The sequence below is a fragment of the Candidatus Limnocylindrales bacterium genome, assembly GCA_035571835.1.
Taxonomy (GTDB): domain Bacteria; phylum Desulfobacterota; class Binatia; order UBA1149; family CAITLU01; genus DATNBU01.
On sequence record DATNBU010000045.1, the window covers coordinates 158851 to 172782 of the forward strand.

The window sequence follows — 13932 nt, forward strand, 5'->3', positions numbered from 1 at the left end:
GCAGCCACGATCGCAAAGCACGCCCATGCAATGCTGAGAAAGCGTGCGGCCGTCTCGCGCAGCAGCATTTCAGCGCCTGTCGTAGTCGCCGATATACGTCCCGCGACTGATCCCGAGCATGCTCAGGAAGAACGACGAGAACATCGTCTGCACTCCGAGGAAGAACCACATCGACCAGAAGATCACGCCGCGCATCTGCGAGAACTCGCCGAAATCGCCGCCGGCCCAGCTGCGAAATACCGAAATGTCGCCGACGAGCCCGACGAGTGTCAGGATCAGCCCGACGATGAGGCCGGTCTCGAGCTTGACGTTGCGCAGAAGGCCTCCGAGCGACGACCTTTCCGCCGGTGCGAAGCGCTCCGAATGGCTGAAGACCCTCGCGAACATCCCGATCGAGAGAATCTGCACGCCGAGCAGCACGAAGATCATTCCGAAGAACATCGTGTGGATGTCGAACTCGACGCGACCGATGTGGTGCGGCCCGGAAAACAGCCAGAGCACCATCAGCATGCCGACGGTCGCGAGCACCGCCCCCGGAGCGAGGAACAGCCAGTTCGGCGCGTACAGCAGCATGAACCGCAAATGCCGCCATCCGTCCGGAAAGCTTCGCAGATGCGGCGGGCGCCCGCGCCGGTCGGGCCACAGCGTGATCGGAATCTCGGTCATGCGGATGCCGAGTCGCGACGCCTTGATCACGAACTCGGATGCGAACTCCATTCCGGTCGTGCGCAGGTCCATGCGCTGGTAGGCGTCCTTCGTAAAGCCGCGCATCCCGCAATGTGCGTCGCCGATGCCGGAGCGGAACAGCAGGTTGAGGATTCCCGACAGCACCGGATTGCCGACGTAGCGGTGCAGCCACGGCATCGCGCCGGGCTTGATCTCGCCGCGCATGCGGTTGCCCATCACCACTTCGTAACCGGCCTGCCACTTCTCGACGAAGCGCGGGAGCTCGAGGAAATCGTAGCTGTCGTCGGCGTCGCCCATCACGATGAACGTGCCGCGGGCTTCCTCGATGCCTTTGCGCAGCGCATGCCCGTAGCCCTTGAGGGCGGCGTGCACGACGCGCGCGCCGTGGGCACCGGCAAGATCGACCGAGCCGTCGGTCGAGCCGTTGTCCGAGACGACGACCTCGCCGCGAACCCCGGCGCGCGCGAAGGCGCTGATCGCCTTGTCGACGCACGCGTCGATCGTCCGTGCTTCGTTGAGGCACGGAATGACGACCGAAACCTGGGGAGCATCTTCCGTCATCGTCTTCGGGATCGCTCGAGTGCGAAGCGTGCAGCGCGCGGCGAGCCGGTCGCATCGCGTGCAACGAAGATACGGGGTTCCGTGCCGTCGTGCCACTCCTGCGGGGCCGCCCACGATACGCATTTCCGTCCCCGCACTTTCCCATCTTCGTTGCGACTGTTGTAGATGGCGCCGATGCCGTCGTTCCTCACGGGCATTGCGGCGAGTTTCGGCGCGGCGGGCGCGTCGAAATGGAGCACACCCGATCTGTTCTCGATCGCTTTCGCTGCTGTGCTGGCCGTGCTCGTGATCGCCGTTCGCCGCCATCCGTCGGCGCCGCGCATCGTCGCCGCCGCCATGGTTCTCGCGCTCGTCACGGTTGCGTGGCGGTCGGTCCAGTTCGACCTCGTCGGCTGGCACGGCTTCATGCACGGCGCGGTGATGGAGCGGCTCGTCGACGGAGGCCCGATTCCACCGGAGGACCCCGCGTTCGCCGGCGGTACCCTGCGTTATCCATGGATCGAGCACTGGCTGATGGCGAGCCTGTCGCGCATGACGGGCGTCCATCCGAACGTCGAAACCATCGCTTTCGAGATCCTGCTGTTCGCCGTCTTCCTCGCCGGAAGCGCGGCCGTGGCAGCGGCCGTCAGCGAAGATCCCGAGGTCATTGCGCTGGCCGTGCTGCTGGCCGGTTTCGGCATCTCGATCTTCCACGGCGGGCTGCTGCGCCAGCTCGTGTTCTACCTGTTTCCGCAATCGCTGCTGGAGACCCGGATCATTCCGATCGACAAGTTCGCGAATATCAGCGCGATGCCGCCCGGCTATGCGGCGATGGTCTGGTCGGCGGCTGCTTCGCTCGCATTCGTGCGCGGCACGATCCGCGTGCGGACGGCCGCGCTGTCGGTCGCGGCGCTGACGCTCGTCGCGGCGCTGTTTCATCCGCTGAGCTGGACGGGGATCCTCGTATTCCAGTCGGTCGTCGTGCTGATGCTGCTCGTTGCCGGCAGCCGTGACGACCGCGTCGGAGCGTTGTGGATCGCAGCCGGAGTCGCCGCGGCGTCGCTCGTCGCGTCTCCGTACCTGCACTCGATCGGCGCTTCCGAGTCGAGCGACGGCTGGACCGGCGTCGTCGACTCGTGGCCGCTTTTTTCGGCCAAGGCCTGGGATCTCGAGCTGCTGTTCGGGCCACTGGTGCTGCTCGCATTCGTGTACCGAAAAAGACTCGCGCAAATGGTGGGGGCCGGAAACGCGCCGCTGCGGATCATCTTCGTCGCGATCGTCGTGCTGGCCGGAGCATTCCTTTTCGTGCGGTATCCGGGGCGCAATGAATACAAGTTCCTGCTCTATCTGATCCCGCTTGCTGCCGTCGTGGGAGCGATCTGCCTGCGCGAGCTTCTTTCGCGTCACGTGTTCGTCGGCACGCTGGTGGCCGCGGTGTTTCTGCTGCCCGGAGGCCATGCGCTCGGACTGCGGCCGTGGACCCAGGTTCTCGAGCCGGCGCGTGTGGACGGTCCGTATTTCCGTGCAGTCAATGCGTCGTCCGATGCGCTGTTCCAGTGGATTGCCACGCAGACGCCACCCGACTCGGTGTTTCTTTCGGCCGACCTTCGTATCCCGGCGCTCGCGCGGCGCGGACTCTACATTGCGGTCGATGCTCCGTGGCTCGGGCTCGACGGATGGGGCGTGCTGCGCCAGCAGCTGCTCCAGTGGCACATCCGGCGGCCGGATGCGGTGATGTACCGGCGCCAGCATCTGGCCACGATCGTGATCGACGCCGACTGGGCGAGCCTCGAGCCGGCGGTTGCGATTGCCGAGATTCGCAAGGACATCTCCACGCGACCGCTGTTCGTGCACATCCAGAACCCCACGGCAGCCGAGAAGCTCGACCGCACCCCCGGATTCGAGCTTCGCTTCCGCAATGCGGCCGGTTCCGTCTATGAGCTCGGCAACGCAGCGGCCGGTCGCGCAGACAAGGAGTCGAATCGATGAAAGCAATCTGGAACGGCAAGGTCGTGGCCGAGTCGAACGACACGGTCGTGGTCGAAGGCAACCACTACTTTCCGCTCGAATCGGTGCAGGCGGATACTCTCGTTCCGAGCAGCACGACGAGCGTATGCTCGTGGAAAGGAACGGCCAGCTACTACACGCTTCGCGTGGGTGGCCGCGACAACCCCGATGCGGTCTGGTATTACGCGGATCCGAAAGAAGCCGCACGGCAGATCAAGGGCCGGGTGGCGTTCTGGAAAGGCGTCGAGGTGGTCGAGTAGAAAGAGCTATCGCTGCGCCTTCGCATCGAGGAATTCGCGGACGACATCGGCCGGCGAGCGTCCGCCTTCGACCGCTTCGTTGAGACGCCGCATTGCCGCGAGGTCGATCGTCCCGCCAAGGCTGTCGAGCGTGCGGTCGAGCCCGGGGTGCCGCTCGAGCGCGTCGCGCCGCACGACCGGAACCGCTTCGTACGGCGGAAACGCGTGGCGGTCGTCATCGAGCACGCGCAGCGAGAAACGGGCGATTGCAGCATCGGTTGCGCTTCCCACGACGACGTCCGCCTGACGATCGATGAGTGCACGATAGAGCAGCCCGAGGTCCATCGTGCGGACTCCCGCAAACTTGATTCCATACGTGCGCTCGAGCGCCGGGTAGCCGTCGGCGCGTTGCTGGAACTCATAGCCGAACGCGGCCTGCCACCGCGGAGCCGCCTGGGCTGCATCGGAGATCGTGCCGACGCCGGCGTCGTCGCGTACGACGAGCGCGAACGTGTTGTCGAAACCGAGCGGCTTCGTCCACTGGAGGCCGGCCGGCGCATAGGCCGCGCGAACTTTCGCCAGCACATCGCCGGCGCGAATCGATGCGGCGGCCGCGGCTTCGTCCTTCAGGATCGCGCCGAGCGCGGTCCCCGTGTACTCGACGTAGACGTCGATCTGGCCCGCGCGCAGGGCACTGTCGCAGACGAACGTACCGCCGAGATCGAGCTTGCGCTCGGCCTCGAGTCCGCTGCGCTCGATCGCCTGCGCGACCAGCTCACCGAGCACGCGCTGCTCGGTGAAGTTCTTGCCACCGACCACTATTGCGTCGCCGCGATTCGAGCACCCGGCGGCAACCAGCAACGCAATCGCGACGAGGGACGCGCGCGCGTTCCTCCCGAACGCGTTACTTCCGAACGCGTTACTTCCGAACGCGTTCGTCGCGAACGCTTTCGTCGCGAACGCTTTCATCGCGACGGAGCCATGCGTCGCTCGACGGCGCCGAGAACGAGATCTGCAGCAATCGCCAGAAACGCCGCCGGCAGCGCGCCGGCCAGAATGGTCCGATGATCGAGCATCGCGACGCCCCGGAAGATCAGCACGCCGAGACCGCCGGCGCCGATGGCGGCGGCAATCGTCGCGACGCCGATTCCGACGACGGTCGCGAGCCGGATTCCCGCGAGAATCACTCCGGCGGCAAGCGGGATCTCGACGCGGCGCAGAAGCTGGCCGTCGGTCATGCCCATCCCGATTCCTGCCTCGCGCACGGCAGGGTCGACGCCCTCGATTCCCGTGACGGTGTTGCGAAGGATCGGCAGCAGCGCGTAGAGCGTGAGCGCGATCAGCGCGGTCCGCGTTCCGATGCCGCCGATCAGCGGAACGGGAATCAGCAGGCCGAACAGCGCGAGGCTCGGGACGGTCTGCACGATGCCGGCGCCGCCGAGCACGATCTGCCGCAGCGCGGGCCGGCGCGTCAGCAGTACTCCGAGCGGAACCGCGATCAGCGTTGCCGCGCCGACGGAGACGACGACCAGCACGAGGTGCTCGGCGGACGCGCGCGCGATCTCGCCTGCCATGCCGGTCATCGCGTGACGGCTCCTTGCGGCCGCGCGGCGCTGTCGGCAATTGCGGGCGCAATGGACTCGGGTTGCGAACTTTCGGGGCCGAGGTTGCCGGCTTCGAGAAATGCGCGCACTTCGTCGCCGGGCGTTCGCATCAGCTCTTCGAGCGAGCCCTCGGCGATCAGTCGCCCCGACGACAGGAGCGCGATGCGGTCGGCGACGAGCGCAGCTTCGGCAAGGTCGTGCGTGACGAAGATCGCCGTCTTGCCGAGCCGCGCGGTGAGCGCGCGAAACTCGCGCTGCAGCTCGCGCCGCGTGATCGGGTCGAGCGCACCGAACGGTTCGTCGAGAAGGATGAGCGGCGGATCGGCCGCCAGCGCGCGCGCGACACCGACGCGCTGCCGCTGGCCGCCGGAAAGCTGGTGCGGGCGTCGCGAAGCGTATTCGCCGGGCGCAAGCCCGACCAGCTCGAGCAGCTCGCGTGTGCGCGCGGCGATGCGCGCGGGCGGCCAGCCTTCGAGCTCGGGAACGACGCCGACGTTCTGTTCGACCGTCAGGTGCGGAAACAGCCCGACTTCCTGGATCACGTAACCCGTGCGCCGGCGAAGCTCGATCGGATTCCATGCGGTCGTCTCGCGTCCCGCGACGCGTACCGCTCCGGCCGTCGGCAGGATCAGTGCGTTGACGAGGCGCAGTGCCGTCGTCTTGCCCGAGCCGCTTCTTCCGATCAGCGCGAGGGTCTTTCCTTCCTCGACCGCGAGCGACAGCCTGTCGAGGATGGTGCCGGCGGCGCGGACATCGACGCGCACGTCGTCGAGCTCGACGAATGCCGTCACGTCGCTGCTCCGGATGCGGCGCCGAAGCCGGGCCCGCCTGATTCGCCGCCGAAACCCGGCCTGCCGGATTCGGCGACGAGGCGCTGCGGGCGCGCCCCGCCTGCAACAAGAGGCAGAAGCGGAGCGATGTCGTTGGGGCCGTCGGGACACGCGAGCGCGGCCAGCGCGAGAAGCTGGCTGCGTCCGATGCCGACCTCGAACATTCCTCCAATGTAGGTCTGGAGATTTCTCTGCGCCGCACGCGAGAGGCAGTCGATGGCTTCGAGCACGCTGCCGATGCGCGCGGGCTTGACGTTGATCGCTGCCGGCGCCGGCTCGAGCGCTTCCAGCGCATGGACCGACGTCACCGCGGCATCGGCGCTCAGCCGAGCGACGAGTTGCGGCGACCAGGCGCCCGCGCCCGGCCGCGGATCCTCGATCCAGGCATCCGGAAGATAACGGCATGCGCGCTCGTGGTCGGCGGCTTCACCGAGAAGCTTGAAATCGATGACGGCAACGGTGCCGAGCGCGGCGAGTGCGGACCAGGTTTCGTCTTTCCATGCAGGATCGGCGTCGATCTTGAGGGGCAGCGTCCCGGCGCCGAGCGATCTGGCTTCGGCGACCGGATCGGCGACGGCGGCAAACGAGATCGCGTAGCGGACCGGCGGCGGCTCGACGTCGCAGAGCTCGAACAGGCTCGTGCCGTGCTGCGCGAGCGCGAGATCGATCGCGGCCGCTTCGAGCGCCGCGCGGTCATACGCCGGAAAACCGGCGAGCCGGCTGGTCCATTCGCCGAGACGGAATTTGCCGGTCGGCACGGTGGAGACGGCTTTGCCGAACGACGCATGGTCCTCGTCCGTCCAGCCCACGTGTTCGCCTCGGCCGGCATGATCTCCGCCGGACAGCGTTACGGTCGACGATGGCCGCGAACCGTCCGGATACGATTCGAGCGCGACGTTGGAGAAGACGACCGACGCGCGGTCGATCCGCAGCGGAAGTTGCGTGAGCCGGCTACGAAGCCCGTCAATCGCGGGCACAGCGGAAACCGGCAAAGATCTGGCGTCGTTCGGGCAGATCCCAGTTGCGAAACGTATTTCGGATCGCGACTGCCGGCGTTGCCCACGAGCCGCCTCGCAGCACCTTGTGCCGGCGGCCGAAGTGCACCACGGAATATTCGGGATACGGAAAAACCCGGAAGCCCGGATACGGAACGAAGTCGGACGACGTCCACTCCCAGACGTCACCGAGCATCTGGTGACATCCGAAGTAGCTTCTGCCGGCCGCGAAGGCTCCGGCCGCGGCCGGAGCGAATGTGCGCTGGTCGAGATTGGCCCGGTCCGGAGACGGCCGCGCCTCGCCCCACGGATACAGACGCGGAAGGCCGCGCTCGAGATCCCACGCGGCAGCCTTTTCCCATTCGGCTTCGGTCGGAAGACGTTTGCCGAGCCAGCGCGCGCACGCCTGAGCTTCATGCCAGCAGACGTGCACGACCGGCCGCGTTTCGTCCAGCGGCTGCACGCGCCCGAAAACGCGCTCGCACCAGCTTCCGTCCTGCGCGCGCCACCAGCCGCCGGGGTGCGACACCTTCGTTTCACCGAGCCAGCGCCATCCGTCCGGTGTCCACAGCTCGGGACGGCGATAGCCGTCGTCCTCGACGAACGCACGGTAGGTGCCGCTCGTGACCGGCGCTTCGTCGATCCAGAACGAATCGAGATCGACCTCGTGACGCGGGCGTTCGTTGTCGTAGGCGACCGCGCGGTCGTCGGTGCCCATCAGGAACGGACCGCCGGGCACGAAAACCTCGCCTTTCGCGCTGCATGCGGCACCCGGCGGCTCGCTTCGACGACGCGGCTCATAGGGCAGGCCCCGGAGCTGGATGCTCTGCAGGATCGTTTCGCTGTGCTGCGCTTCGTGCTGCGCAATCATCGAGAACAGATAGCCGTCGCGAAGCAGCGCGGCCTCTTCCGCGAAACCGGTGGCCGCGAGCACGCCGGACGTCTGCTCGCGCACGCCGGCCAGTCGCGCGAGGGCCGTATCGCGATCGGGAAGCGCAAGGGCACCGCGTGTCGGACGCGGATGGCGGATCGGATCGTAGAGGGTTCGATCCGCGCCGATGGAAACCGGGCTGCGGCCGTTGCGTGATGCCGGCATGACGTCCGCACCGGCCGCTTCGGCCTGACCATAGGCGCGCTCGATCCATTCGTGCTCGAAGCTCGCGATGTGCCCGAGATCCCAGACGATGGGGCTGAGGATTTCACAGTGCTGGACGGCAAGGTCGGCCGGTGTGAGCGGCTCGACGATCTCCAGCGTGCGTTCGCGCTGCGCACCGAGCTCGTGTGCGAGCAGGCTGCGCAGCGTTTCGACCGGCGCCGTGCGGCGGCGGAAGCGCAGCAGCATCAGTGCGAACAGCCGGTCCGGATCCGTGAACGTCTCGATCGGCTCGAATCCGTGCCGCGCCGCCACCGATGCCATCGCGCCGGTTTCGAACTTGCGGCTGATCTCGACGAGCGGCATCTCGCCGGCTTCGAGCTCGAAGCGGCGTCCCCACTCCTCGAGATCGATCGTCACCGGACGAAGCACCTTCGCGTGAATGTCGATGCGCGATTTCGACGCATTCCAGCGCGCGACGTGCTCGAGCGACGAGAGATCGACGCTGGTTCCGAGCTCGCGGTTCATGCGCGCGAACAGATTGAGCGTGAACTTCGAGCTCCACCCGGCCGCATCGTTGTAGGCGGCTTCGAGCGTCGCCTGGTCCTTGACGAGATCCATGCCGAGCAGCAAGCGGTCGCCATCCGAAAGATTCGCGGTGACGAGCTCGAAGAATTCGTCGAGCTCATCCTCATTGAAGTTGCCGACGCTGCTGCCGAGAAAAACAAGAGTCAGCGGGGACAGCTCGCGCAGGAACGGCACGGCCTGTTCGTACGATCCGGCAAGTGGATCGACGGTCAGCGTGCGGAACTCGCGCCGAAGCGCCGCGCACGTCTGCGAAAGCATCGAACGGCTGATGTCGATCGGCACATATCGCGCACGACGCGCACGCGTCCATGCGCGAAGAAGATGCCGCGTCTTGGTCGCGCTGCCCGCGCCGAGCTCGACGAGCGTGGTTGCGCCGCACAGCTCGCGAATTCGCCCCGCTTCGCGCTCGAGGATCTTCTCCTCGGTGCCGGTCAGATAGTATTCGGGCTGTTCGGTAATGCGTTCGAAAATCGTGCTGCCGGCTTCGTCGTACAGATACCGGCAACTCAGCCATCGGGGATTGTCTCCGAGACCGCGGATGATCGACCGTGCGAACGCTTCGCGCGCGAGATCCGGTCGGCTTCGAGAGGTGTGGCGGAGGATGCCCTCCGGCTCCGGCCTCAGCATGCAAGCGCTGTATGGCGATGCACAGTAGCAGTCAACGCGCTGAGAGATTCGTCAAAATTCGTTTGCCACCCGATTTCGAACCCGGATGTCCGGCTGTTGCCAGCCGGCGGCGGACTGAGATGAATACCCAACCGGATTTACCACTCGATCGGGTCATCTGACTTGCTTCGGGGATTTACACTTCGCGGGTGTGGGCGCTGGCCTTGCGCTATAAGCTCCGCGCGAGCGCGCACATGCGCCAACCTGCAGCGCGCACGCAAAGGTATTGCGGTCACACATGGCCTACGCATCGACCTTCAAGGATACGCGCTGGGTTTTCGCGGATCTCAGGGAGCTTCTCGCCAAGGCGTCGCCGGAGCGTTCGGGCGACCATCTTGCCGGAATCGCCGCCGGCAGCGCTTCGGAGCGCTTCGCAGCGCAGTGCGCGCTTGCCGATCTCCCGCTCGCGGAATTCCTCGCGTGCGAGCTGGTTCCGTACGAGGACGACGAAGTCACGCGCCTGATCGTCGATTCGCATGACGCTTCTGCGTTCGCGACGGTCTCTTCGCTCACCGTCGGCGAGTTTCGCGAGTGGCTGCTGTCGGATGAAATCGAATCGAGCGCGCTCACCGCAGTTGCACCCGGCCTTACTCCCGAGATGGTGGCAGCGGTATCGAAGATCATGCGCCTTCAGGATCTGGCGGTGGTATCGGCAAAGTGCGAGGTCGTCACGCGCTTCCGCGGTACGATCGGGCTTCGCGGACGGCTGGCAACGCGGCTTCAGCCGAACCATCCGACCGACGACAGCCGCGGGATCGCAGCGTCGATCGTCGACGGTCTTCTCCTCGGCGCCGGCGATGCGGTGATCGGAGTCAATCCCGTCGGCGACAGCATCGACGATTACATCCGCATCGTGACGTTGCTCGATGACGTCCGCACGCGGCTGGCGGCTCCGGTGCAGGGCTGCTGCCTCGGCCACGTGACGACCGCGATTGCTGCGATCGAGCGCGGCGCGCCGGTCGACCTCGTGTTCCAGTCGATTGCCGGATCCGAAAAAGCCAACGCCGGCTTCGGTGTCACGCTTGCCGTACTCGCCGAAGCGCGCAGCGCCGCGCTTTCGCTCGACCGCGGCACCATCGGACGCAACGTGATGTATTTCGAGACCGGGCAGGGTGCGGCGCTGTCGGCCGACGGCCATCACGGAGTCGACCAGCAGACGATGGAAGCGCGCGCATACGGCGTCGCGCGAGCCTTCGATCCACTGCTGCTCAACACCGTCGTCGGCTTCATCGGGCCCGAGTATCTGTACGACGGAAAGCAGATCCAGCGCGCCGGGCTAGAGGATCATTTCTGCGGCAAGCTGCTCGGCGTGCCGATGGGCGTCGACGTCTGCTACACGAACCACGCCGAAGCCGACCAGGACGACATGGACTCGCTGCTCGTCAACCTCGTCGTCGCCGGCGTCAATTTCGTGATCACCGTTCCCGGCGCAGACGACGTCATGCTCAATTACCAGAGCCTGTCGCATCACGACGTGCTCGCGGTCCGGCGCATGACCGGGCGGCGGCGTGCACCCGAGTTCGAGGAATGGCTCGCGCGCGTCGGGCTCGCCGATGGCGACGGAAATCTGCTGCCGAAACCGGACGTGCGTGCGATGGCGTCGGCGCTGGCGGCGATCGCGCCATGAAGACCGACCTGGTGATCGTGTCGCCGGTCGCGGCCGCATCGCTCCGGCGCTTTACCGACGCGCGCGTCGCGCTCGGCCGCGCGGGCTCGAGCCTGACGACGAAGGCGCATCTTCAGTTCGTCGGCGACCACGCCCGTGCGCGTGATGCGGTGTGGACCGCGGTGGACTTCGACAGCCTTGCGCATCAGCTGGGCGAGCTCGGAGCTCGCACGGTGCGGGTGCGAAGCCAGGCAGGCGACCGCGCGACGTATCTACGGCGCCCCGATCTCGGGCGCCAGCTCGACGAAGAATCGATGGCCCGCCTTGCTGCCGAGGCCGTGAAACCTGCGGCGTCGATCGCGCTCGTCGTCGCCGATGGCTTGTCCGCCGAAGCGATTCACACGCAGGCCTCCGCTGTTGCAGGCCCGCTGCTGCTGCGGCTGGCGACCCGCGCGCCGTCGCTCATCGTGCTCGTCGAGCAGGGGCGCGTCGCCATCGGCGATGCCATCGGCGAAGCGCTCGGAGCGGAGCTTGTGATCGTGCTCGTCGGCGAGCGCCCGGGCCTGTCGGCGGCGGATTCGCTCGGCTGCTACGTGACGTGGTCGCCGCGAACCGGCACGCCGGACTCACGCCGCAACTGCATCTCGAACATCCGCGGCGGGGGTCTTGCGCCGGAAGCGGCAGCGGAGAAGATCGCCGCACTCGTCGAGCGGATGTTCGAGCGCAGGATGAGCGGCGTCGGGCTCCTTTGATTCCACGCACGTTCGAATCGTCACGCTCCAGCTGATCCTCGAGGCATAAGTCTGTCGGAGCGACCGCGAACTACAGGTCCGGCCGCAGGCACGAGTGAATGCTCGCCGGCCCGCCCGTGCGTCCGGCGAGCGTAAGGATTGCCTCCTCCGCTTTCTCGAGCGGAAAGTCGTGCGTGTGAAGCTTTTCGAGCGGCACAGTGCCCGACTCGATCAGCCGGATCGCCGCGCGATACGCATTGCTCGTCACGCCGAGCACGCCGCAGATGCGGATCTCCTTGACGACGATCAGGTCGCTCACGAAGTCGGGAACGCTCTTGAAGCCTTTGACGCCGGCGAGAACGATGCGTCCGCCCGGCCGCACGTAATGCAGCGATTCGGCGACCGGCTCGGTCGCGTTCGCCGACACCTCCACGACGACGTCGGCCCCGCGCCCGCCGGTCAGCTCCTTTACGCGCGTGCGCACGTCTTCGTTCTCGACATCGATCGTCGCATCGGCGCCGAGCTCGCGGGCGAGCGCGAGCTTGGCGGCATCGCGCGCAAGGCCCGTCACGATGATCTGTCCGGCGCCCGCGGCGCGGCACGCGATCACGCTTGTAAGCCCGCGCTGTCCGGGGCCGAGGATCAGCACGCTGTCGCCGGGGCCTACCTCGCCTGCTTCGACGGCCCAGCGGAATCCGGCACCGAGCGGGTTGAACATCACGGCAAGCTCGGCCGGCAGGCTCTTGTCGATCCTGTGCAGCAGCGTGTTCGGGTCGAGCACCATGTAGTCGGCGTACGCGCCCCACAAACCCGGTGGATGCGACAGCGGAACGTACGCATAACCGAACATCGCGCCGCCGCGGCCGCGGCACAGCTGATAATTTCCGGCCACGCAGTCGCGGCAGTTGCCGCAGCGGATCAGCGTTTCGACGGCCACGCGGTCGCCGACGTCGACGCCCCACCGCCGCGCGGCCTTGTCGCCGATCTTCTCGATGATGCCGAGCGGCTCGTGTCCCGGAATGAGCGGGAACTTTACCGGCAGCAGGCCGTCGTACTGCTCGACGTCGCTGCCGCAGATTCCGCAGGCTTCGACGCGCAGAAGCGCGCCGTCGTCACCGATATCCGGGACGTCGAGCTCGCGCATTTCGAGCTGGCGCGGACCGGTCTGGACGACAGCGCGCGACTTCACCGCGATTCTCCCGCGACGCGGCCGGTCACGGCTTGCGGCTTCCGGGCGGGTCCGAAATCAGAAGCGTGCCCTGCGCGACGCAGACCATGCGGTTCTCGTTGGAGACTTCGACCCGCACGACCGCCGAGCGGCGGCCGCACGACAGCACGCGCGACTCGGCGACGAGCGTTCCGGTCTTCACGGCAGCGAGATAGTTGATCTTGAATTCGGTCGTCGCCGCCCACTGGCCGGCCTTCATCAGAGGGTAGAGCACGCAGCCGAGAGCATGATCGACGAGGCCGGCCATCACACCGCCGTGAATGGCTCCCATGATCGTCAGCAGCTCTTCGCGCACCGGCATGCTCGCGCGCAGGAAGCCCGGCGTCATCTCGTCGATCGTGATTCCGAGATACGACGGAAGCCCGCCGATCTTGCTGCTGGCCGCGATCATCGCCTCGGCCGTTCTGATATTGAACTCGGGAAGCTCGGGAGCGGGCATCGTCACGGCGGAACTCCTTGGGCAGCAGCTATGGCGCGAAGCTCATGCGCCATCTTCGCTGCAGAGTCCACGCCGCAGAACCGGCTCAGGCACCGCCGGGCATCGTGTCCTTCAGACGCACGATCCTGCCGTCTTTGACCCAGGCTTCTTCCTCGCCTTCCACGCGCAGATCGGGCTGACCCGCCTTGCGGTACGTCACAGCCCACCGGATGTAGACCGCGTCGCCTCGCATTTCCGGGCCGGCGAGCGCTTCGAGCTGGCGGTCGTCGTACTTGCGGTCGAACGAATTCACCGACTCGACAAAGTGCTCGACGATGGCATCGCGGCCCTGCCACGTACCGCCGAACGGCGGACCGGCGACCACGTCGTATACGGCGTCTTCGTCGAAGCATTCGCGCACGAGCTTCCAGTCGTCATTGAGGAAGGCGACCTCGAACGCTGCTGCATACGAAGCGAAGACCTGGATGTCGTTGCGTACCTGGACGTCGTTCATCTGGCGATCTCCTTGCCGGACGCGCCGTGGCCCGGCGCGTCGGGCTCGCTGCATCGTTGGACAATCGGGGCGAGCAGGAAAGTTGCGGCCCGGGCAAGCGGGCGGGTAAGTCCTTTGGCAGCCGCGAAAACTTCCCCCGCGAACGGGTCCGGAACGAATATTGACTTTTCCGTATGGTATTGGAAG

Annotated in this window: 13 protein-coding genes; 4 read left to right on the plus strand and 9 right to left on the minus strand. The window is 66.6% G+C overall.

What is annotated here, in order from left to right; genetic code table 11:
- Positions 1-69: 69 nt before the first annotated feature.
- Complete coding sequence (locus VN634_21920) at positions 70-1248, minus strand: glycosyltransferase family 2 protein (protein ID HXC53560.1); 1179 nt, start codon at positions 1246-1248, stop codon at positions 70-72.
- A 174-nt stretch (positions 1249-1422) separates the two neighbouring features.
- On the opposite strand from VN634_21920, the gene VN634_21925 reads away from it, so the two are divergent.
- Positions 1423-3216, plus strand: coding sequence for a DUF2298 domain-containing protein (locus VN634_21925; GenBank protein ID HXC53561.1), 1794 nt, complete (start codon positions 1423-1425; stop codon positions 3214-3216).
- Positions 3213-3494 (plus strand): DUF427 domain-containing protein, encoded by a 282-nt coding sequence (locus tag VN634_21930; protein HXC53562.1) that lies wholly within the window; start codon positions 3213-3215, stop codon positions 3492-3494. The genes VN634_21925 and VN634_21930 overlap by 4 nt, the downstream gene beginning before the upstream one ends.
- 6 nt (positions 3495-3500) lie before the next feature.
- Here the strand turns inward: VN634_21930 and VN634_21935 are convergent, their stop codons facing one another.
- Genes VN634_21935 through egtB form a run of 5 tightly spaced genes read right to left on the minus strand, consistent with a single transcriptional unit; the run spans position 3501 to position 9210 of the window.
- A complete protein-coding gene (locus VN634_21935) occupies positions 3501-4442 on the minus strand; it encodes a glycine betaine ABC transporter substrate-binding protein (GenBank protein HXC53563.1) in 942 nt (313 codons plus the stop codon).
- Complete coding sequence (locus tag VN634_21940) at positions 4439-5056, minus strand: ABC transporter permease (protein HXC53564.1); 618 nt, start codon at positions 5054-5056, stop codon at positions 4439-4441. The genes VN634_21935 and VN634_21940 overlap by 4 nt, the downstream gene beginning before the upstream one ends.
- Positions 5053-5868: an ATP-binding cassette domain-containing protein gene (locus VN634_21945; GenBank protein ID HXC53565.1), complete on the minus strand. Its 816-nt coding sequence runs from the start codon at positions 5866-5868 to the stop codon at positions 5053-5055. Before VN634_21945 ends, VN634_21940 begins: the two co-directional genes overlap by 4 nt.
- Positions 5865-6884: a hypothetical protein gene (locus tag VN634_21950; GenBank protein HXC53566.1), complete on the minus strand. Its 1020-nt coding sequence runs from the start codon at positions 6882-6884 to the stop codon at positions 5865-5867. The genes VN634_21945 and VN634_21950 overlap by 4 nt, the downstream gene beginning before the upstream one ends.
- Positions 6871-9210 carry an ergothioneine biosynthesis protein EgtB gene (egtB, locus tag VN634_21955; GenBank protein ID HXC53567.1) on the minus strand — a complete coding sequence of 780 codons (2340 nt, stop codon included), beginning with the start codon at positions 9208-9210 and terminating at the stop codon, positions 6871-6873. Before egtB ends, VN634_21950 begins: the two co-directional genes overlap by 14 nt.
- Before the next feature lie 277 nt (positions 9211-9487).
- Here egtB and VN634_21960 point away from each other — a divergent pair, with 277 nt between their 5' ends.
- Positions 9488-10876, plus strand: a complete 1389-nt coding sequence (locus VN634_21960; protein ID HXC53568.1) for an ethanolamine ammonia-lyase subunit EutB — start codon at positions 9488-9490, stop codon at positions 10874-10876.
- Positions 10873-11607, plus strand: a complete 735-nt coding sequence (gene eutC / locus VN634_21965; GenBank protein ID HXC53569.1) for an ethanolamine ammonia-lyase subunit EutC — start codon at positions 10873-10875, stop codon at positions 11605-11607. The genes VN634_21960 and eutC overlap by 4 nt, the downstream gene beginning before the upstream one ends.
- A 70-nt stretch (positions 11608-11677) precedes the next feature.
- Here the strand turns inward: eutC and VN634_21970 are convergent, their stop codons facing one another.
- The 3 genes from VN634_21970 to VN634_21980 all read right to left on the minus strand — a co-directional run bounded on the left by VN634_21970 (position 11678) and on the right by VN634_21980 (position 13746).
- Entirely contained in the window at positions 11678-12775 is a 1098-nt protein-coding gene (locus VN634_21970; protein HXC53570.1) for an alcohol dehydrogenase catalytic domain-containing protein, read from the minus strand.
- A gap of 25 nt (positions 12776-12800) precedes the next feature.
- Entirely contained in the window at positions 12801-13253 is a 453-nt protein-coding gene (locus VN634_21975; GenBank protein ID HXC53571.1) for a PaaI family thioesterase, read from the minus strand.
- Between the two features lie 85 nt (positions 13254-13338).
- Positions 13339-13746 (minus strand): nuclear transport factor 2 family protein, encoded by a 408-nt coding sequence (locus VN634_21980; GenBank protein HXC53572.1) that lies wholly within the window; start codon positions 13744-13746, stop codon positions 13339-13341.
- Positions 13747-13932: the final 186 nt, after the last annotated feature.